Raw genomic sequence first — 16,873 nt, 5'->3', positions numbered from 1 at the left:
GCATGTATTAGGCACGCCGCCAGCGTTCGTCCTGAGCCAGGATCAAACTCTCCATTATAGAGTAGTTGATTGCTCAAATACTTGCTGGCGTATCGCCGTCCGAAGACGCGCGATTCGCTTTGATCTGTTTGCACTGATCAGTAGGTTTGCGCGGGCCGTTTGCGCGGCCGTTGCTGTTTGTTGACGTTTTGCTGTTCAGTTTTCAAGGTTCAGTTGGTGTGCCGCCGTTTCGTTTATGTTGTTCGTTGTTGCTTGGCGACTTTTATTATATTAAAGCATGTTTATATTCCTGTCAACACTTTCGCGAAAGTTTTTAATAAAACTCTTATTTTCCTTCTGTAGTCTTCTTTTCCAAACCCGAACCATTCACCTTCGCACTTAGAGCCACATGGGTTCTCCTCAAAATCAACAAACTATACAAAAACAAAAAAATCATTCATCCGCAGCAAGAAAATCAACGGATGAATGATTTTATTTTTTAGAAACTGTCTGCGCTCGCGCTTTTCTTGCTGCGCGCCGCTCTTCCAGCTTTTGGCGGTCAACATCCGATTGGGCATTGTATTTCGGCAATACCAGCAATTGATAGGCATTTACTGCTAAGAACGGAAATAGCAGCAATGTAACCCAACTGTCGATATTTCCTTCTTCCACCATCAAGGCAGGAAGCCATTCTACGGTAGTAATAACAATCATAAAGAACAAAGCAGATATAAAGGTTTCTTTATTCGTCCACTTCGCTTTAAAGTAAGCTGTCACAAGCGCTGTCACGATCAGAATAGCCAATAGGATTCCATATAGCCAAACTTGTTCCGTTGTTTCTGCGTTTGGTGCAAAACGGAATAAAACTAAATCTGTAATAACCACCACGATGATCAATAGCTGAATCCAATTCCATAACCGCAATGTCCGGAAAATATTCATTCCTATTTGATGCACCGTCAAGTAAGCAAAGAAACACAATTGACTAATGATACTCATCGTCAGACCGATAATGACCAGCCAGACAAATCCTGCCAGAAACTCTCCCCATTGCCCTGCGTTAAACGGTTGTGAAAATACATCGTCCCACCGGATGAATAAGCCGAGCACTCCGGTCACCGCTCCACCAAGCAAAAGAGCTTTTAAGAAAAACTTAACCCAATTTCGTATTGTCAATTGAATGCCTCCGTTATTTAAAGTCCTTTTAAGATTGTACCAACCGCCTATTGAAAAATCCATTCACCACCTGCAATTGATTGTGAACAAACATTGAAAGTCGAAGCTTTGTTACTGAATCGCCATATCCTTTTAAGGATTCGGCAAAAATAAAAGTCCGAAAGCCAGTTAAGGCTTCCGGACTGCTCAAGTATTTATTTTTTATCAGCGAATTGTTTAAGCACTTGCTTCGCAATATCTTCGTAAATTTTTCCTGTGGGGTGGTCTTCCAAGTAAACAGACGGAGCGAAATCTTCTTCGTTCCAATCAGGCTGCCCCATCGGAATCTGTCCAAGCAGCGGTGTCTGCAATTCTTCTGCAAGTTTCGGTCCGCCGCCTTGTCCGAATAGGTATTCTCTCTTGCCGGTCTCTTTGCTTTCGAACCACGACATGTTTTCGATAACTCCTAAGACTTCGTGGTCAGTTTGAAGTGCCATCGCTCCGGCACGCGCCGCGACGAATGCTGCCGTCGGGTGAGGCGTCGTGATGACGATTTCTTTGGAAGCCGGAAGCATTTGGTGGATGTCGAGTGCAACGTCCCCTGTGCCAGGCGGCAGATCCAATAGAAGGTAATCCAAATCTCCCCACTCTACATCGCGGAAGAACTGGTCAAGCACTTTGCCGAGCATCGGACCACGCCAAACGACCGGCATATTGTCCTCTACGAAAAAGCCCATCGAGATGACTTTCACGCCAAACCGCTCAACCGGAATGATCGTTTCACCGCGGACTACCGGCGATTTGTCGATACCCATCATATCCGGCACGCTGAATCCGTAGATATCTGCATCAATTAATCCTACTTTTTTGCCGAGGCGTGCTAATGCAATTGCCAGGTTAACCGACACTGTTGATTTACCGACGCCGCCTTTACCACTGGCAATGGAAATAAATTCGACTTTGTTGAGTGGAGACAATAAATCCTGTGCTTCTGATTCGTTTGCTGTTCCACGGAACTGTGCCAACGCTTCAGGAGGAAGTTCTTCAAAACGGATGCCGACAGAACCCGCTCCCGCTCCTTTTAATACATCAACGACTTTCATCTGAAGCTGCATTTGTTCAGGTGTATTGGTTTTGGCAATCGCCAATTTCACACTAACGTGATTTTTCTCTTCTTTGATCGTCACGGACGTGATGCCGTTTGTTTCAGTCAACGATCTATGTAAAAACGGATCTTCTAATGTTCCGAGTAATTCGCGCACTTGCACTTCAGTTAACATATCGATACACTCCCCATCAGTTTTGCTCACCATAAAGTATAGCACAGCAAATCTTATTTTTAATCAATTCGGTCTTATAAGAAAAATGAAAAAAGCCACTTACCTCTAGCAAGAATAAGCGAACCGGCGAAGTGGCTTTTCTTCAATAGAATAGTCGGAGTGACACAGAACCTAATTTAGGAATCCAGTTTCAGCATATCGTTTTCATCGAACGTAAAGTCTGGCCCCCATGCCACTTCCCAGTAGTAGCCGTCAGGATCTGTGAAGTACCCCGAATAGCCTCCCCAGAAAACATCTTGAGGTTCTTTGACGATTTTCCCTCCAGCTGCTATCGCAAGGCCTATTACTTCGTCTACCTCTCCCTTGGACTTCGCATTATATGCCAAAGTGATGCCTGAGAATCCGCTGCCGCTCGGCGGGTTTGCCTCATCGATATCTTCCGCCAATTTTTCCAATGGATACAGTTCCAGTTTCGTACCCGAGGAATTAAAAAACACAATTTCAGGATTGTCCCCTTTTTCCGCTGTTTGAAAGCCGAGTCCATCTCTGTAAAACTGTATAGATGTCTTCATGTTTTTCACACCCAGGCAAATTAAATTAATCCGGTTCATCTCTATCTCACCTCCTCTAGTTTCTTCTATTTTACTTGTTCAAGTTTCTAAATGAACACAAAAAAGCACTCTCCGAATTTCTTCGGAAAGTGCTTTGTAAACGCAAATCGAAATTAACGTTTTGAGAACTGAGGTGCACGACGTGCTGATTTAAGACCTGGTTTCTTACGCTCTTTCATACGTGGGTCACGTGTTAACAACCCAGCAGATTTCAACGCAGGACGGAATGCAGGGTCTACAGTAAGTAGAGCGCGTGCAATACCGTGACGGATTGCTCCGGCCTGGCCTGTGAATCCACCGCCGTTTACGTTTACAAGGATGTCGTAGCTTCCTAGAGTATCCGTAGCAACTAGTGGCTGTTTGATGATTTGTTGTAATGTTTCGTAAGGAACGTAGTCCGCTACGTCACGTTTGTTGATTGTAATTGTGCCGTCACCCGGTACTAACCGTACGCGAGCTGTTGAGTTTTTACGACGACCTGTCCCAATATATTGAACTTGTGCCAAAGGTGTATCCTCCTCTAATTTACTAATGTATTATCCGCGAAGTTGGTAGTTTTCTGGTGTTTGTGCTTGGTGGTTATGTTCTGGGCCAGCATAAACATGCAGCTTTCTGAACATTTGACGTCCTAGAGAGTTCTTTGGAAGCATCCCTTTAATAGCCAATTCAAGCATTTTAGTTGGGTATTTTGTACGCATTTCAAGTGCAGTACGCTGTTTCAATCCACCGCTGTATTGTGTGTGGCGGTAGTAGATTTTGTCCGTAAGCTTTTTGCCTGTAAGGTGAATCTTTTCAGCGTTGATGATGATTACGTGATCACCAGTGTCAACGTTTGGTGTGAATGTTGGTTTATATTTCCCGCGTAGGATTGAAGCGACTTCAGAAGCTAAACGTCCAAGAGTTTGCCCTTCTGCATCGACAACCAACCATTTACGCTCTACTTCGTGACCTTTAGCCATGAATGTTGTACGCATGTATATTGTCCTCCTAATAAATCGTCTGTTTTGAATTCTTTTACAGTGTTCCGCTGTTCCGTTTTTTCGTTATCCCTAAACACAAATAACCTTCCGGGGCATATCGTGGGGGTAATGAAAATACCATACATCATGTTATAACGCCAGCGCTGAAAAGTCAAGCGTTTTTCTAAAAACACCAGGAAAAGTTGCTTCAGCTCCTGTACATCACGTTTTCCAGGTAAAGACCGTGTGCCGCCGCTGTTTTTCCTGCAGCATCCCGGTCAGCTGCAGCCACAATTCTGCCGAGCTCTTCGGCCTTTCGTTTGCCGATGCCGACTTCTGTTAATGTTCCCGCAATGATGCGGACCATATTGTATAAAAATCCGGAACCTTCAATGACCATATGCAATTCATTGCCGTGTTCTTCAAAGTCCACACGCCAAACCGTCCGCACTTTATCGACCACCGCTGTATTCGCTGCACAAAAGCTGGAGAAATCGTGGGTGCCGACCAAAGCCTGCGCAGCCGTTCTCATAGCTTCCACATCAAGTGGCTGCTTGACATGGACCATATAATTGCGTGTAAACGGACTGATGATCTGGCTGCGGTCCCATTTGTAGCGATACGCCTTGCCTGTCGTATGGTAGCGCGCATGAAATGAAGCATCCACTTCTTCAATCGAGTTGACCCGGATGTCTTCCGGTAACAGCACGTTCAGAGCCTTCAGCCAGCCGCCCATAGGGATGGAAAATTCCGTATCAAAGTGTATGACTTGCCCTGTAGCATGGACTTTAGCATCTGTCCGTCCACTCGCTACCACTTGGGTGACTTTGCCTTTGTGGATGGTTTTTAAGACATTCATTAACTCAAGTTGAACTGTACGGGAATCCGGCTGCACTTGATAGCCTGCAAAACCGGAACCGTCATAGGCGATTGTTGCTTTTAGTCGTTTCATAATTTCTCTCCTTATATCCGGAAATACCAAAGCATTCCCGCAAGCCCAGCAAGAACCAGGATGCTCAGGCTGTCCACAAAACGCCAAGCTAATTGACGGTATCGTGTTCTGCCTTCGCCTCCCCGGTAACCGCGGACTTCCATTGCTGTAGCCAAGTCCTCCGCCCGTTTAAAGGCACTGACGAACAACGGGATCAGTAAGGGCACAACTGCCTTGATGCGCTCTTTCATAGGTCCTGAGCCGATGTCTGAGCCTCTGGCCATCTGCGCCTTGAGGATCTTTCCGGTCTCATCCATTAAGGTAGGAATAAATCGCAAAGAAATGGACATCATCAGGGCAAGCTCATGAACCGGCAGCTTGACGCGCTTGAATGGTCCAAGCAGCACTTCTATGCCATCCGTGATGGAAATTGGGGAAGTCGTCAATGTCAGGATGCTGGTGATAAACACCAATACCAGGAAACGGATCGAGATGAATATCCCTTGCCGCAATCCTTCTTCATATATTTCAATGAAACCAAAATTCACTAATAAATCGCCTTCCCGCGTAAAGAAAATATGCAGTAAAAAGGTAAATATCAACAAGATAAAGACCGGTTTCAGTCCATTTATCAAAAAATACAAACGGATTTTAGAAAGAAATACCACCAATAACGTGAATCCCAGCAAAATACCATACGTCACTGCGCTATTGGCGATAAAAACGATGGCAATAAAAAAGAACACAAACAAAATCTTCGCTCGCGGATCCATTCGGTGGATGATGGAATTGCCAGGAATAAATCGGCCAAAAATCATTTTCTCCATCATTCGGAATCACGTCCTTCCGATAGAGCCAGTGCAATGTTTTTCGCCAATGCCTCTTCCGTCAATGAAATGGCATCAAGCTTGACGCCCGTTTTATCCTCGAACTTCTGCTGCAAGCGGATTGTCCGCGGCGGCTCCAGGCGGTAGTCTCTCAACTGTTCCTCATTTGAAAAAATCTCCGCAGGCTCGCCCGTCACCACGCAACGGCCATTATGCATAATGGCGACATTGTCCGCGTAACGCGCCGCGTCTTCCATGCTGTGAGTCACCAGCACGGTCGTCAGCCCTTTCTGGATGTGCAGCTGATGGAACAAATCCATAATTTCGCGGCGGCCGCGCGGATCAAGCCCAGCCGTCGGTTCATCCAGCACCAATACATCCGGTTCCATCGCCAGCACACCAGCGATTGCCACACGGCGCATCTGCCCGCCGGACAGATCGAAAGGAGACTTCGCCAATACCTCTGAAGGCAAGCCGAGCTGCTCAACCAGTTCATGCGCACGGCGGCTCGCTTCGTCTTCAGAAACCCCGTAATTCATAGGTCCGAACATAATATCCTTTAAAACTGTCTCATCAAATAATTGCTGTTCCGGAAATTGAAAAACGATGCCGACCTGGCGCCTGACATCACGCAAATTCTTGGCCTTCACGCCTGCTTCAATTTTCCGATCACCGATCGTGACAGACCCTTCTGTCGGCTTTAACAGGGCATTCAGGTGCTGAAGGACCGTTGATTTTCCGGAGCCCGTATGGCCAATGATTGCCGTATAGGAACCGGAAGGGATGTGCAGTGACACATTGGTCAACGCCCGTTTTTCAAATGGCGTATCTTTTGCGTAACTGTATCCTACTTCCCGGAGTAAAATGTCCATAGTTCATCCACCAATTCATCTTCTGTCATATGTTCCCCTTGAAGCTTGATTCCAGCTTCCCGCAGCAAATGCGTCATGCGCATCGAAAACGGCAAGTCCAAGCCCAAAGTCGTCAGTTCATTGCCGGAAAGAAAAACAGCTTCCGGCGTCCCTTCCAGTTGCTTCTGGCCTGCATTCATCACAAGGATGCGATCAGCTAACGCGGCTTCTTCCAAATCATGCGTAATTGAGATCACCGTTAGGCCTGTTGCTTCCCGGAGTTCACGAATGGTTTCAATGACTTCCATGCGGCCTTGCGGATCGAGCATAGATGTTGCTTCATCCAAAATCAACAGCCGCGGACGCAATGCGAGAGCACCCGCTATCGCCACACGCTGTTTTTGACCACCAGACAAATGGTGAGGTTCATGGTCGAGATAAGCATCCATTTTGACCTGATGCAGTGATTCCTTGACACGCAGCACCATTTCTTCATGCGGCACGCCATTGTTTTCCAGCGCAAAGGCCACATCGTCCTGAACCGTCGCTCCCACAAACTGGTTGTCCGGATTTTGGAAGACCATGCCCATTTGCGACCGGATATCCCATAGGCTATCTTCAGCCATCAATTTGCTCATGGCTATTACCTTGCCCGTTTGTGGAAACAGCAAACCATTCATCAATTTGGCAATGGTCGACTTTCCTGAACCGTTATGGCCCACTAAGGCAATCCATTCCCCGTCTTGAATTGAAAAGGATAAATCCTGCACGGCCGATTTTACCGACTCGTCTTCTGGCGTATATGTAAATGTCACATTTTCGAATGACATAATAATCGAATTCATCTCAGCTGACCTCCTCTTACACTTGCTTAGCTCTTCTCTACTCTACTGGTTTTCAACGGCTTTTGTAAAACGGAAAATAAATAAAAAAAGCGCGCACCTCATTCAGAGAAATGCGCTTTTCTGTCTCTATGGCTTCCCCGGTTGCTTAAGCCAGGGTTGAATGAGGTGCGTAGAGCTAGACGAGACGCCGCCTTTCGGCTCGCTCATCATAACACTCAGCTTTTCATATTGTCGTATAAATCATAATGCTAAAAGAAGAGGGCTATAAACCCCCTTCGATTGATTAAACCAATTCGATAATAACGATAGGTGCGCCATCTCCGCGACGAGGCCCCATTTTCATAATGCGAGTGTAACCGCCTTGACGGTCAGCGTAACGTGGTGCAACATCATCAAACAATTTTTGCAAAGCATAAGTTGTTGTTTCGTTGCCTTCAGCGTCTGCAGTTGTTACCAACTCACGGCGCATCCATGCTGCTGCTTTACGGCGAGCGTGAAGATCTCCACGTTTACCAAGCGTAATCATTTTTTCTACAGTCGAACGCACTTCTTTCGCACGAGCTTCAGTCGTTTGAATGCGTTCATGTACGATTAAGTCTGTTGTAAGGTCACGTAATAGTGCTTTACGTTGAGAACTTGTACGTTGAAGCTTTCTCATTGAAGTTTCCCTCCTTTGTTGAATAGTTCGGATCCGATCTCAACACTCAGTCTTCTTTACGAAGGCCAAGCCCTAAATCTTCCAACTTCACTTTAACTTCTTCAAGTGATTTGCGTCCGAGGTTGCGTACTTTCATCATGTCGTCTTCCGACTTGCTTGCCAGTTCGTGTACCGTGTTGATACCCGCACGTTTTAAGCAGTTGTAAGATCGAACCGAAAGATCAAGTTCTTCGATAGTCATCTCTAATACTTTTTCTTTTTGGTCTTCTTCTTTTTCAACCATGATTTCAGCAGTTTGTGCCTCATCTGTTAATCCCACGAAGATATTTAAATGCTCAGTAAAAATCTTTGCGCCAAGCGCAATTGCCTCTTTTGGACCAATGCTGCCATCTGTCCATACATCAAGAGATAATTTGTCGAAATGAGCCAGTTGACCCACACGAGTGTTTTCCACTTGGAAATTAACGCGTGAAACTGGAGTGTAAATAGAGTCAATCGGAATAACGCCAATTGGAAGATCTTCACGTTTGTTCTGATCTGCACGGGCATATCCACGGCCTCTGTTCGCATACATGCGCATACGCAGGTGACCGTTTTTAGCGATTGTTGCAATATATAGATCCGGATTCAGAATTTCCACGTCACTGTCGTGCGTGATATCTGCAGCCGTAACCGTTCCATCACCTTTTACGTCAATTTCAATGACTTTTTCTTCGTCAGAGTAAATCTTCAAAGCCAGCTTCTTAATATTCAAAATAATGGTTGCTACATCTTCTTCAACACCTTCAACAGTGGAGAATTCGTGCAGAACGCCATCAATTTGAATTGAAGTAACAGCTGCGCCAGGTAAAGATGAAAGTAAGATTCGACGTAAGGAGTTTCCTAAAGTGGTTCCATATCCACGCTCAAGGGGTTCAACAACAAATTTTCCAAACTTGGAATTGCTGTCGATCTCAACCGTTTCAATCTTTGGTTTTTCTATTTCGAGCATTCAGTTTACCCTCCTTCAAAACGTCGGTTTTTTTTCGCTTCATCAAGAATTCGATAGTCACAGACTTTCGCTACGATTCAGAACCCATCCAGTAAGTCGTGATGTTCAAAAATCCCATTCAGATTAACGATTATACGCGACGGCGTTTTGGCGGACGGCAACCGTTGTGAGGTACTGGAGTTACATCTTTGATAGCTGTAACTTCTAGTCCGGCAGCTTGAAGTGCACGGATAGCAGCTTCACGACCTGAACCAGGACCTTTAACTGTAACTTCTAGAGTTTTAAGACCGTGTTCGATTGATGTTTTAGCAGCAGTTTCAGCAGCCATTTGCGCAGCGAAAGGAGTAGATTTACGTGAACCTCTAAATCCTAGAGCTCCTGCACTTGACCATGAAACAGCGTTACCCTGCATGTCAGTGATAGTAACGATTGTGTTATTGAATGTTGAGCGGATGTGAGCAATACCAGATTCGATATTCTTTTTCACACGACGCTTACGAGTTTGTTGTTTACGTGCCATGTTAAGAAGAAACCTCCTTTACTGATTATTTTTTCTTGTTAGCTACAGTTTTACGAGGACCTTTACGCGTACGCGCATTGTTCTTCGTATTTTGACCGCGGACCGGTAGTCCACGACGATGACGGATCCCTCTGAAGCTAGCAATTTCCATCAAACGTTTGATGTTCATTGAAACTTCACGGCGAAGGTCACCTTCAATTTTATATTGATCCAATTGTTCACGGATATTGTTCAACTCGTCTTCTGTAAGATCACGAACGCGTGTCTCTTCAGAGATACCAGCAGCAGAAAGAACTTTCTGTGCAGTTGTTTTACCAACACCGAAAATGTATGTTAATGAAATAACAACGCGTTTGTCGCGCGGAATGTCAACACCAGCAATACGTGCCATGTGTGCGATGCACCTCCTTCAAATTAGCCTTGTCTTTGTTTGTGTTTCGGATTTTCACAGATTACCATTACTTTACCGTTTCTGCGAATAACTTTACATTTTTCGCAGATCGGTTTTACAGATGGTCTCACTTTCATCTAACCCAACCTCCTTAGTAGTCCGGAGTGCAAAAGATTATTTAAAACGGTATGTGATACGACCGCGTGTTAAATCATAAGGAGAAAGTTCCACTGTCACTTTATCTCCTGGCAGAATGCGGATGAAATGCATACGAATCTTGCCTGATACGTGCGCAAGAATCGTATGGCCGTTTTCCAATTCCACTTTAAACATCGCGTTAGGCAAAGTCTCAACGACAGTTCCTTCGATTTCAATTACATCGTCTTTCGCCATCGACCCAGTCTCCCTTCTGTATACAAATCAGGTTCTCATCTTCAAACAGTATTTGCTGATTGAATAGTAGTAGTACATTCATTCACAAGAAATGCATGAGTGACATTCGAAAGACATTCTCCGAGTCCCGCCATTCAGCGGGCCGGGGTTAATCCGGCAAAGCCAGTCTGTCTCATGTATCCTCGACTGCCCGGACTGCTTTGGATGAGTTCCAAACCCGTTACACAGATGCTTCCACGAAACCCATTATACTAGTTTCGATGCGCAATTGCACTAAAGTGCATTCTGCATCAACTTTCGTATCCTGAGCCTTGTTTGCTTTTGCAGCTCTCGAAAATTCATATCTCCGGTGCTCCTTAAAGCCACATGGAGGCAACTAACTGCGCCCGGCGCCGGGGATTATCCTCGGTCGCCCTTTAGAAGAGCATCAATGTCAGCAAATACTTTTTGGATGTCCTGCTGTCCATCTATATTTGTCAGCACGTTTTTGCTTTCATAGAAATCAAGAAGCGGCTGTGTTTGTTGCATATTTACTTCTAAACGCTTAGTGACGGTTTCAGGCTTATCATCTTCACGCTGGTAGAGTTCTCCACCATCTTTGTCACACACTCCAGCTGTTGCTGGTGGGTTAAACACGGTATGGTAAGCAGTTCCACAAACTTTACAGATCCATCGGCCTGTTAAACGTGCAATTAATTCGTCTTGTTCAACTTGGATATTTACGACATGCTCGATTCGCTTATCAAGATCGGCCAGAAGAGATTCCAACGCTTCAGCTTGAGGGACTGTACGTGGAAAGCCATCTAATAAGAAGCCTTTTTCACAATCCTCTTCGCTTAGTCGTTCGCGGACAATGCCGATTGTCACTTCATCAGGCACTAGAGCACCTTGATCCATGAATGATTTTGCTTTCAAGCCCAGTTCCGTTCCACCTTTTATAGCAGCTCGGAACATGTCACCTGTAGAAATATGAGGGATGTCGTACTTCTTAACAATTTCGTCTGCTTGAGTACCTTTTCCGGCACCTGGTAGACCCATTAATACGATATTCATACGTTTTCCCCCTCAAACAATTGGACAAGAGACGTTCTCACGTCCCTTTAATCCCACTGATTATTTCATAAAGCCTTTATAATGACGTTTTACAAGCTGAGATTCCAATTGCTTCATCGTCTCAAGTGCTACCCCAACAACAATCAAAAGACTTGTTCCACCGATTTGCGCCGATTGCGGTAAATTCGCAATGTTGATGAAGAAAATTGGAAGAATAGCAATGACTGCCAGGAAGATCGCACCGACGAAGGTCAATCGGTATAACACGCTTGTTAAATAATCCTGTGTATTTTTACCCGGACGGATTCCCGGAATATATGCGCCTTGCTTTTTCAGGTTATCCGACACGTTTTCAGGGTTAACCTGAATAAATGCGTAGAAGTACGTGAATGCTACGATCAGAGCGACATAAATGATCATGCCGACAGGACGCGTATAATCAAACGTATTCTGAATCGCTTCTGTAAACGCGTTGGCACCAAAGAAAGAAGCAATGGTTTGTGGCGTAATGATAAACGCTACTGCAAAGATTACCGGGATAACTCCAGCCGCGTTCACTTTCAAAGGTAAATGCGTTTGCTGCCCGCTTGTCGTCTGGCCACGGCCAGCAACTCGCTTCGCATACTGAATCGGTATTTTACGCAACGCTTGTTGAACGTAAATGACCAATACGGTAATGGCAACAACAGCTAATGCAAGCAATGCCATGATGGCAATATTGATCGGAAGCTGATCTCCAGCTCCTTGGATCTGCTGTGCATATAATTGATTGATAGCGCCTGGTATTGCAGCGACAATCCCTGCGAAGATGATAATCGAAATACCGTTCCCCACACCTTTTGCCGTAATCTGCTCACCAAGCCACAGTAGAAACGCCGTACCCGCAGTCAATACAATGGCGATGACAACATAAGTTGAAACCGTGTCGTTCTGGATTAAAGAACCGCCGTACATTTGGTTAAATCCGTAAGACATACCGATTGCTTGAATAAAGGCAAGAACGATTGTGAAGTAGCGAGTGAATTGAGCAAGTTTCCGTCTTCCGACTTCACCTTGTTTCGCCCACTCTGCAAATTTCGGTACAACATCCATCTGCAATAATTGCACGATGATCGATGCTGTAATGTAAGGCATAATTCCCATCGCTAAAATCGAAAAGTTAGCAAGGGCGCCTCCACCGAAAGTATTTAAGAATCCAACCAGACCCATCTGGTCAGTAGCTTGCAAAACCGAAGCGTCAACATTCGGTACTGGAACAAAAGTTCCAATACGGAAAATGATGAGCATCAGTAATGTAAAGAATATTTTATTTCGAATATCAGTCACGCGCATAAAATTAGAGATTGTCTGAAACATTAAACCACCTCGGTTTGTCCGCCGGCAGCTTCAATCGCTTCTTTAGCTGATCCAGAGAATTTGTGAGCTTTTACTGTCAATTTCTTTTCTAAGCTACCATTGCCGAGAATTTTGATTCCAGAACGTTCGTTGCTCACAACACCTGTTTCAATCAACAATGCAGGTGTTACTTCTGTGCCTTCGTCGAAACGGTTAAGCACTTCAATGTTTACGACTGCATAGTCTTTACGGTTAATGTTGGTAAATCCACGTTTTGGCAAACGACGGAACAAAGGATTTTGACCACCTTCGAATCCAGGACGAACACCGCCGCCTGAACGTGCGTTTTGACCTTTATGACCTTTACCTGCTGTTTTACCAGTACCTGAACCGATACCGCGTCCGATACGCTTTCTTGAGCTGCGTGAACCTTCTGCCGGTTTTAATTCATGAAGTTTCATTTGGTTGGCACCTCCTTCTATAGAAATCCGTAATTAAACTTCTTTGATAGTTACTAAGTGAGCGACTTTATCAAGCATTCCGCGAACGGCTGCATTGTCTTGGTGCTCAACTGTTTGGTGCATTTTGCGCAATCCCAATGACTGAACAGTTTTGCGTTGTGTCGGTTTAGAACCAATCACTGATTTTGTGAGGGTAATTTCCAATTTAGTTGCCATGTGATTTTCCCTCCTATCCTAACAGTTCTTCTATTGATTTACCGCGAAGTTTTGCAACTTCATCAGCACTTTTCAATTGAGTTAAACCGTTAATAGTTGCACGTACCATGTTGATTGGTGTGCTTGAACCTAGAGATTTAGATAAAATATCTTGTACCCCAGCTAATTCAAGTACCGCACGAACAGGTCCGCCAGCAATTACACCAGTACCCGGAGAAGCAGGTTTGATAAGGATTTGGCCTGCACCAAAACGGCCGATTACTAAGTGTGGAGTTGTACCTTTAACCATTGGTACTTCAATAAGGTTTTTCTTCGCATCTTCGATGGCTTTGCGGATAGCATCTGGAACTTCTTGAGCTTTACCAGTACCAAAACCAACATTACCATTTCTGTCGCCTACAACAACTAAAGCGGAGAAACGGAAACGACGTCCACCTTTTACAACTTTAGCTACGCGATTGATTGTAACTACGCGTTCTTCAAGTTCAAGTTTGTTTGGATCAATACGACTCATGAAATGTGTCCCTCCTTCTTTTTAAAATTGTAAACCATTTTCGCGTGCAGCTTCAGCTAATGCTTTTACGCGTCCATGATATAAATAACCACCGCGGTCGAAAACAACCGATTTTAAGCCGTTTTCAGTAGCGCGTTTTGCGATTGTTTCGCCGACTTTAGCTGCCGCTTCCACATTGCCAGTTGATTCTACTGAGAAATCCTTCTCCATAGATGATGCACTTGCAAGTGTAACGCCATTAACATCGTCGATCAATTGAGCGTAAATATATTTATTTGAACGGAATACGTTTAAACGTGGGCGTTGTGCTGTGCCTGTAATTTTAGAACGTACGCGTGCATGACGTTTTTTACGAGATGCGTTTTTATCGAGTTTCGTAATCACTGAGGTCACTCCTTTCAGCCTGCCTAAGCAGCATTATTTACCTGTTTTACCTTCTTTGCGACGAACTGCTTCTCCTTCGTAACGAATACCTTTACCTTTATACGGCTCTGGTGGACGTACTTGACGGATGTTCGAAGCAAGAGCTCCAACACGTTCTTTATCGATGCCTTTAACAACGACTTTAGTGTTAGCTGGGACTTCAACTGTGATTCCTTCTTCCGGTGTGAATTCAACCGGGTGAGAGTAACCAACGTTAAGAACCAATTTTTGTCCTTGCAATTGAGCACGGTAACCAACACCTACTAATTCAAGTGTACGTTGGAATCCTTCTGAAACTCCAGTGACCATGTTCGCAAGCAAAGCACGAGTTGTACCGTGGTTTGTGCGGTGATCTTTAGAATCTGAAGGACGTGTCAATGTTAGCACGTTATCTTCTTGCGTGATTGTAATATCTTGGTTAAATGTGCGAGTCAACTCGCCTTGAGGACCTTTAACAGTTACGGTGTTCTTGTCTCCAAGAGTTACGGTAACGTTAGCAGGAACCTCGATTGGTTTTTTACCTACACGTGACATTCTGTTGCACCTCCATTCGTTTGTTGCTTATTACCAAACGTATGCTATGATTTCTCCGCCGATTTGTTTCGCGCGGGCTTCTTTATCAGTTACCAAACCTTGTGATGTTGAGACTAAAGCGATTCCAAGACCGTTTAGTACACGTGGCACCTCGTTAGTTTTAGCGTATACACGTAGTCCTGGTTTTGAAATGCGTTTCAATCCAGTAATAACGCGTTCGTTGTTAGCTCCGTATTTAAGGAAAATCCGGATCATGCCTTGTTTATCATCTTCAACATATTCTACGTCACGAACGAAACCTTCACGCTTAAGGATTTCAGCGATGTCTTTTTTCACATTAGAAGCCGGAAGCTCTAATTTCTCGTGACGAACCATGTTTGCGTTACGAATGCGTGTCAGCATATCTGCAATCGGATCTGTCATTGTCATTACTTTTACCTCCTTCCCAAATTAGGGGATTACCAGCTGGCTTTTTTGACGCCAGGAATTTGTCCCACATATGCAAGTTCACGGAAACAAATACGGCAAAGTTTAAATTTGCGTAATACCGAATGCGGACGTCCGCATCGTTCACAGCGTGTGTACTCTTGTACTTTAAACTTTGGCGTGCGTTTTTGTTTTGCGATCATAGATTTTTTAGCCACGTTTACGCCTCCCTCACGTTTACTTTTGGAACGGCATTCCGAATTGTGTTAATAACTCACGAGCTTCTTCATCAGAGTTCGCAGTCGTTACAATTACGATGTCCATACCGCGTACTTTAGAAACTTTATCATAATCGATTTCAGGGAAGATCAATTGTTCTTTCACACCAAGTGTGTAGTTATTGCGTCCGTCGAACGACTTGTTCGATACGCCACGGAAGTCACGTACACGTGGAAGTGAGACAGCAATCAATTTATCCAGGAAGTCATACATACGCTCTCCGCGTAGTGTAACTTTACATCCGATAGGCATACCTTCACGAAGACGGAAGCCAGCGATAGATTTCTTAGCTTTAGTAATAACTGGTTTTTGACCAGTGATCGTTTGTAATTCTTCAACAGCAGAGTCAAGTGACTTAGTGTTTTGAACAGCTTCGCCTACACCCATGTTGATGACGATTTTGTTTACTTCAGGTGCCTGCATTACAGATTTATATTCAAACTTGCTCACTAGAGCAGGAGTGATTTCATTCACATATTTTTCTTTTAGGCGGTTCATGTGTGTACCTCCCTTCATTCAGGAATTTTATTTATCTAATTTTTCGCCGGATTTTTTTGCAACACGAACTTTTTTACCATCTTCAACCTTATATCCTACACGAGTCGGCTCGCCGGATTTAGGGTCAAGTAACATTACGTTAGAAACATGAATTGCTGCTTCTTGGCTGACAATTCCACCTTGTGGGTTTGCCTGGTTCGGTTTTGTGTGCTTTTTCACGATGTTTACACCTTCTACAAGCACACGGTCTTTCTTAGGTAAAGCAGTCAAAACAACACCTGTTTTGCCTTTGTCTTTGCCTGAGATTACCTTAACTGTATCGCCTTTTTTAACATGCATTCTGTCGCACCTCCTTGGTATGGCACATTGATTTATTAAAGAACTTCAGGAGCAAGTGATACGATTTTCATGAAGCTGTTATCGCGAAGTTCGCGGGCAACAGGTCCGAAAATACGAGTTCCGCGTGGACCTTTGTCGTCACGGATAATGACACATGCATTTTCATCAAATTTGATATAAGTACCGTCTTTACGGCGAGCTCCGCTTTTCGTGCGAACGATGACAGCCTTAACGACTTCACCTTTCTTAACAACGCCACCTGGTGTTGCTTTTTTCACGGTACAAACGATTACGTCTCCGATGTTTGCAGTCTTGCGACCAGAACCACCAAGTACTTTAATCGTTAGTACTTCACGAGCACCCGAGTTGTCTGCAACTTTTAAACGACTTTCCTGTTGGATCAC

27 protein-coding genes and 1 rRNA gene are annotated in these 16,873 nt (G+C 44.6%); all 28 read right to left on the bottom strand.

The annotated features are described in order from the left end of the window. Window positions 1–58: ribosomal RNA gene (locus FQV26_RS18275) — 16S ribosomal RNA — on the bottom strand; the annotation flags it as partial. A 413-nt stretch (window positions 59–471) separates the two neighbouring features. Beyond that, complete coding sequence (locus FQV26_RS18270) at window positions 472–1,155, bottom strand: KinB-signaling pathway activation protein (RefSeq protein WP_146559480.1); 684 nt, start codon at window positions 1,153–1,155, stop codon at window positions 472–474. 194 nt (window positions 1,156–1,349) lie between these two features. Then, the gene (locus FQV26_RS18265; RefSeq protein WP_146559478.1) at window positions 1,350–2,414 is read right to left on the bottom strand and encodes an Mrp/NBP35 family ATP-binding protein; all 1,065 of its coding nucleotides are present in this window, start codon (window positions 2,412–2,414) and stop codon (window positions 1,350–1,352) included. 176 nt (window positions 2,415–2,590) lie between these two features. Next, window positions 2,591–3,025, bottom strand: a complete 435-nt coding sequence (locus tag FQV26_RS18260) for a VOC family protein (protein ID WP_146559476.1) — start codon at window positions 3,023–3,025, stop codon at window positions 2,591–2,593. Window positions 3,026–3,138: 113 nt separating this feature from the next. Beyond that, a complete protein-coding gene (gene rpsI / locus FQV26_RS18255; protein ID WP_058386707.1) occupies window positions 3,139–3,531 on the bottom strand; it encodes a 30S ribosomal protein S9 in 393 nt (130 codons plus the stop codon). A 30-nt stretch (window positions 3,532–3,561) separates the two neighbouring features. Then, window positions 3,562–3,999, bottom strand: coding sequence for a 50S ribosomal protein L13 (rplM, locus tag FQV26_RS18250; protein WP_142830577.1), 438 nt, complete (start codon window positions 3,997–3,999; stop codon window positions 3,562–3,564). A 193-nt stretch (window positions 4,000–4,192) separates the two neighbouring features. Continuing rightward, entirely contained in the window at window positions 4,193–4,936 is a 744-nt protein-coding gene (gene truA, locus FQV26_RS18245; protein WP_146559474.1) for a tRNA pseudouridine(38-40) synthase TruA, read from the bottom strand. Window positions 4,937–4,947: 11 nt separating this feature from the next. Next, entirely contained in the window at window positions 4,948–5,745 is a 798-nt protein-coding gene (locus FQV26_RS18240; RefSeq protein ID WP_146559472.1) for an energy-coupling factor transporter transmembrane component T family protein, read from the bottom strand. Beyond that, window positions 5,742–6,614, bottom strand: a complete 873-nt coding sequence (locus FQV26_RS18235; protein ID WP_146559470.1) for an energy-coupling factor ABC transporter ATP-binding protein — start codon at window positions 6,612–6,614, stop codon at window positions 5,742–5,744. The genes FQV26_RS18240 and FQV26_RS18235 overlap by 4 nt, the downstream gene beginning before the upstream one ends. After that, complete coding sequence (locus FQV26_RS18230) at window positions 6,590–7,438, bottom strand: energy-coupling factor ABC transporter ATP-binding protein (protein ID WP_146559468.1); 849 nt, start codon at window positions 7,436–7,438, stop codon at window positions 6,590–6,592. Before FQV26_RS18230 ends, FQV26_RS18235 begins: the two co-directional genes overlap by 25 nt. 283 nt (window positions 7,439–7,721) lie before the next feature. Continuing rightward, window positions 7,722–8,096 (bottom strand): 50S ribosomal protein L17, encoded by a 375-nt coding sequence (gene rplQ, locus FQV26_RS18225; protein WP_008432531.1) that lies wholly within the window; start codon window positions 8,094–8,096, stop codon window positions 7,722–7,724. 46 nt (window positions 8,097–8,142) lie between these two features. Continuing rightward, the gene (locus FQV26_RS18220; protein ID WP_146559466.1) at window positions 8,143–9,087 is read right to left on the bottom strand and encodes a DNA-directed RNA polymerase subunit alpha; all 945 of its coding nucleotides are present in this window, start codon (window positions 9,085–9,087) and stop codon (window positions 8,143–8,145) included. A 130-nt stretch (window positions 9,088–9,217) separates the two neighbouring features. Beyond that, the gene (rpsK, locus tag FQV26_RS18215) at window positions 9,218–9,607 is read right to left on the bottom strand and encodes a 30S ribosomal protein S11 (protein WP_006828953.1); all 390 of its coding nucleotides are present in this window, start codon (window positions 9,605–9,607) and stop codon (window positions 9,218–9,220) included. Window positions 9,608–9,632: 25 nt separating this feature from the next. Beyond that, window positions 9,633–9,998, bottom strand: a complete 366-nt coding sequence (gene rpsM / locus FQV26_RS18210; protein WP_006828952.1) for a 30S ribosomal protein S13 — start codon at window positions 9,996–9,998, stop codon at window positions 9,633–9,635. Between the two features lie 23 nt (window positions 9,999–10,021). Beyond that, window positions 10,022–10,135: a 50S ribosomal protein L36 gene (rpmJ, locus tag FQV26_RS18205; protein ID WP_006828951.1), complete on the bottom strand. Its 114-nt coding sequence runs from the start codon at window positions 10,133–10,135 to the stop codon at window positions 10,022–10,024. 37 nt (window positions 10,136–10,172) lie between these two features. Beyond that, on the bottom strand, window positions 10,173–10,391 hold the full coding sequence (infA, locus tag FQV26_RS18200) for a translation initiation factor IF-1 (RefSeq protein WP_006828950.1): 219 nt from the start codon (window positions 10,389–10,391) through the stop codon (window positions 10,173–10,175). Between the two features lie 399 nt (window positions 10,392–10,790). Then, complete coding sequence (locus FQV26_RS18195) at window positions 10,791–11,444, bottom strand: adenylate kinase (protein ID WP_146559464.1); 654 nt, start codon at window positions 11,442–11,444, stop codon at window positions 10,791–10,793. A 60-nt stretch (window positions 11,445–11,504) separates the two neighbouring features. Further along, window positions 11,505–12,800: a preprotein translocase subunit SecY gene (gene secY / locus FQV26_RS18190; protein WP_146559462.1), complete on the bottom strand. Its 1,296-nt coding sequence runs from the start codon at window positions 12,798–12,800 to the stop codon at window positions 11,505–11,507. Beyond that, complete coding sequence (gene rplO, locus FQV26_RS18185) at window positions 12,800–13,240, bottom strand: 50S ribosomal protein L15 (RefSeq protein WP_038701928.1); 441 nt, start codon at window positions 13,238–13,240, stop codon at window positions 12,800–12,802. Before rplO ends, secY begins: the two co-directional genes overlap by 1 nt. Before the next feature lie 33 nt (window positions 13,241–13,273). Then, on the bottom strand, window positions 13,274–13,456 hold the full coding sequence (gene rpmD, locus FQV26_RS18180) for a 50S ribosomal protein L30 (protein WP_058382148.1): 183 nt from the start codon (window positions 13,454–13,456) through the stop codon (window positions 13,274–13,276). A 13-nt stretch (window positions 13,457–13,469) separates the two neighbouring features. Then, on the bottom strand, window positions 13,470–13,970 hold the full coding sequence (gene rpsE / locus FQV26_RS18175; RefSeq protein ID WP_142830560.1) for a 30S ribosomal protein S5: 501 nt from the start codon (window positions 13,968–13,970) through the stop codon (window positions 13,470–13,472). Window positions 13,971–13,991: 21 nt separating this feature from the next. Continuing rightward, window positions 13,992–14,354: a 50S ribosomal protein L18 gene (rplR, locus tag FQV26_RS18170; protein ID WP_146559460.1), complete on the bottom strand. Its 363-nt coding sequence runs from the start codon at window positions 14,352–14,354 to the stop codon at window positions 13,992–13,994. A 33-nt stretch (window positions 14,355–14,387) separates the two neighbouring features. Continuing rightward, on the bottom strand, window positions 14,388–14,927 hold the full coding sequence (gene rplF / locus FQV26_RS18165) for a 50S ribosomal protein L6 (protein ID WP_146559458.1): 540 nt from the start codon (window positions 14,925–14,927) through the stop codon (window positions 14,388–14,390). A gap of 30 nt (window positions 14,928–14,957) precedes the next feature. After that, the gene (rpsH, locus tag FQV26_RS18160; protein WP_006828942.1) at window positions 14,958–15,356 is read right to left on the bottom strand and encodes a 30S ribosomal protein S8; all 399 of its coding nucleotides are present in this window, start codon (window positions 15,354–15,356) and stop codon (window positions 14,958–14,960) included. A gap of 29 nt (window positions 15,357–15,385) precedes the next feature. Beyond that, window positions 15,386–15,571 carry a 30S ribosomal protein S14 gene (rpsN, locus tag FQV26_RS18155; RefSeq protein ID WP_006828941.1) on the bottom strand — a complete coding sequence of 62 codons (186 nt, stop codon included), beginning with the start codon at window positions 15,569–15,571 and terminating at the stop codon, window positions 15,386–15,388. Window positions 15,572–15,590: 19 nt separating this feature from the next. Further along, window positions 15,591–16,130 carry a 50S ribosomal protein L5 gene (gene rplE / locus FQV26_RS18150; RefSeq protein WP_146559456.1) on the bottom strand — a complete coding sequence of 180 codons (540 nt, stop codon included), beginning with the start codon at window positions 16,128–16,130 and terminating at the stop codon, window positions 15,591–15,593. A gap of 27 nt (window positions 16,131–16,157) precedes the next feature. Beyond that, window positions 16,158–16,469, bottom strand: a complete 312-nt coding sequence (rplX, locus tag FQV26_RS18145; protein WP_008432514.1) for a 50S ribosomal protein L24 — start codon at window positions 16,467–16,469, stop codon at window positions 16,158–16,160. 35 nt (window positions 16,470–16,504) lie between these two features. Then, window positions 16,505–16,873: a 50S ribosomal protein L14 gene (gene rplN / locus FQV26_RS18140; RefSeq protein WP_006828938.1), complete on the bottom strand. Its 369-nt coding sequence runs from the start codon at window positions 16,871–16,873 to the stop codon at window positions 16,505–16,507.

The organism is Planococcus sp. CPCC 101016, assembly GCF_007859295.1.
Lineage (GTDB): Bacteria > Bacillota > Bacilli > Bacillales_A > Planococcaceae > Planococcus.
Note: the sequence above shows the minus strand (reverse complement) of the source record. Positions and strands in the feature narration are given on the sequence as shown.

What these genes read in the sequence shown, in the direction of transcription:
- FQV26_RS18265 (WP_146559478.1), bottom strand. Translation starts at nt 2,414, where the DNA reads ATGTTAACTGAAGTGCAAGTGCGCGAATTACTCGGAACATTAGAAGAT.
- FQV26_RS18220 (WP_146559466.1), bottom strand. Translation starts at nt 9,087, where the DNA reads ATGCTCGAAATAGAAAAACCAAAGATTGAAACGGTTGAGATCGACAGC.
- rplF (WP_146559458.1), bottom strand. Translation starts at nt 14,927, where the DNA reads ATGTCACGTGTAGGTAAAAAACCAATCGAGGTTCCTGCTAACGTTACC.
- rpsH (WP_006828942.1), bottom strand. Translation starts at nt 15,356, where the DNA reads ATGACAATGACAGATCCGATTGCAGATATGCTGACACGCATTCGTAAC.
- infA (WP_006828950.1), bottom strand. Translation starts at nt 10,391, where the DNA reads ATGGCGAAAGACGATGTAATTGAAATCGAAGGAACTGTCGTTGAGACT.
- rpmD (WP_058382148.1), bottom strand. Translation starts at nt 13,456, where the DNA reads ATGGCAACTAAATTGGAAATTACCCTCACAAAATCAGTGATTGGTTCT.
- rpsM (WP_006828952.1), bottom strand. Translation starts at nt 9,998, where the DNA reads ATGGCACGTATTGCTGGTGTTGACATTCCGCGCGACAAACGCGTTGTT.
- rplQ (WP_008432531.1), bottom strand. Translation starts at nt 8,096, where the DNA reads ATGAGAAAGCTTCAACGTACAAGTTCTCAACGTAAAGCACTATTACGT.
- rplO (WP_038701928.1), bottom strand. Translation starts at nt 13,240, where the DNA reads ATGAAACTTCATGAATTAAAACCGGCAGAAGGTTCACGCAGCTCAAGA.
- FQV26_RS18240 (WP_146559472.1), bottom strand. Translation starts at nt 5,745, where the DNA reads ATGATGGAGAAAATGATTTTTGGCCGATTTATTCCTGGCAATTCCATC.
- rpsK (WP_006828953.1), bottom strand. Translation starts at nt 9,607, where the DNA reads ATGGCACGTAAACAACAAACTCGTAAGCGTCGTGTGAAAAAGAATATC.
- rplM (WP_142830577.1), bottom strand. Translation starts at nt 3,999, where the DNA reads ATGCGTACAACATTCATGGCTAAAGGTCACGAAGTAGAGCGTAAATGG.
- FQV26_RS18235 (WP_146559470.1), bottom strand. Translation starts at nt 6,614, where the DNA reads ATGGACATTTTACTCCGGGAAGTAGGATACAGTTACGCAAAAGATACG.
- secY (WP_146559462.1), bottom strand. Translation starts at nt 12,800, where the DNA reads ATGTTTCAGACAATCTCTAATTTTATGCGCGTGACTGATATTCGAAAT.
- FQV26_RS18195 (WP_146559464.1), bottom strand. Translation starts at nt 11,444, where the DNA reads ATGAATATCGTATTAATGGGTCTACCAGGTGCCGGAAAAGGTACTCAA.
- rplX (WP_008432514.1), bottom strand. Translation starts at nt 16,469, where the DNA reads ATGCATGTTAAAAAAGGCGATACAGTTAAGGTAATCTCAGGCAAAGAC.
- truA (WP_146559474.1), bottom strand. Translation starts at nt 4,936, where the DNA reads ATGAAACGACTAAAAGCAACAATCGCCTATGACGGTTCCGGTTTTGCA.
- rpsE (WP_142830560.1), bottom strand. Translation starts at nt 13,970, where the DNA reads ATGAGTCGTATTGATCCAAACAAACTTGAACTTGAAGAACGCGTAGTT.
- FQV26_RS18260 (WP_146559476.1), bottom strand. Translation starts at nt 3,025, where the DNA reads ATGAACCGGATTAATTTAATTTGCCTGGGTGTGAAAAACATGAAGACA.
- rplE (WP_146559456.1), bottom strand. Translation starts at nt 16,130, where the DNA reads ATGAACCGCCTAAAAGAAAAATATGTGAATGAAATCACTCCTGCTCTA.
- FQV26_RS18230 (WP_146559468.1), bottom strand. Translation starts at nt 7,438, where the DNA reads ATGAATTCGATTATTATGTCATTCGAAAATGTGACATTTACATATACG.
- rpmJ (WP_006828951.1), bottom strand. Translation starts at nt 10,135, where the DNA reads ATGAAAGTGAGACCATCTGTAAAACCGATCTGCGAAAAATGTAAAGTT.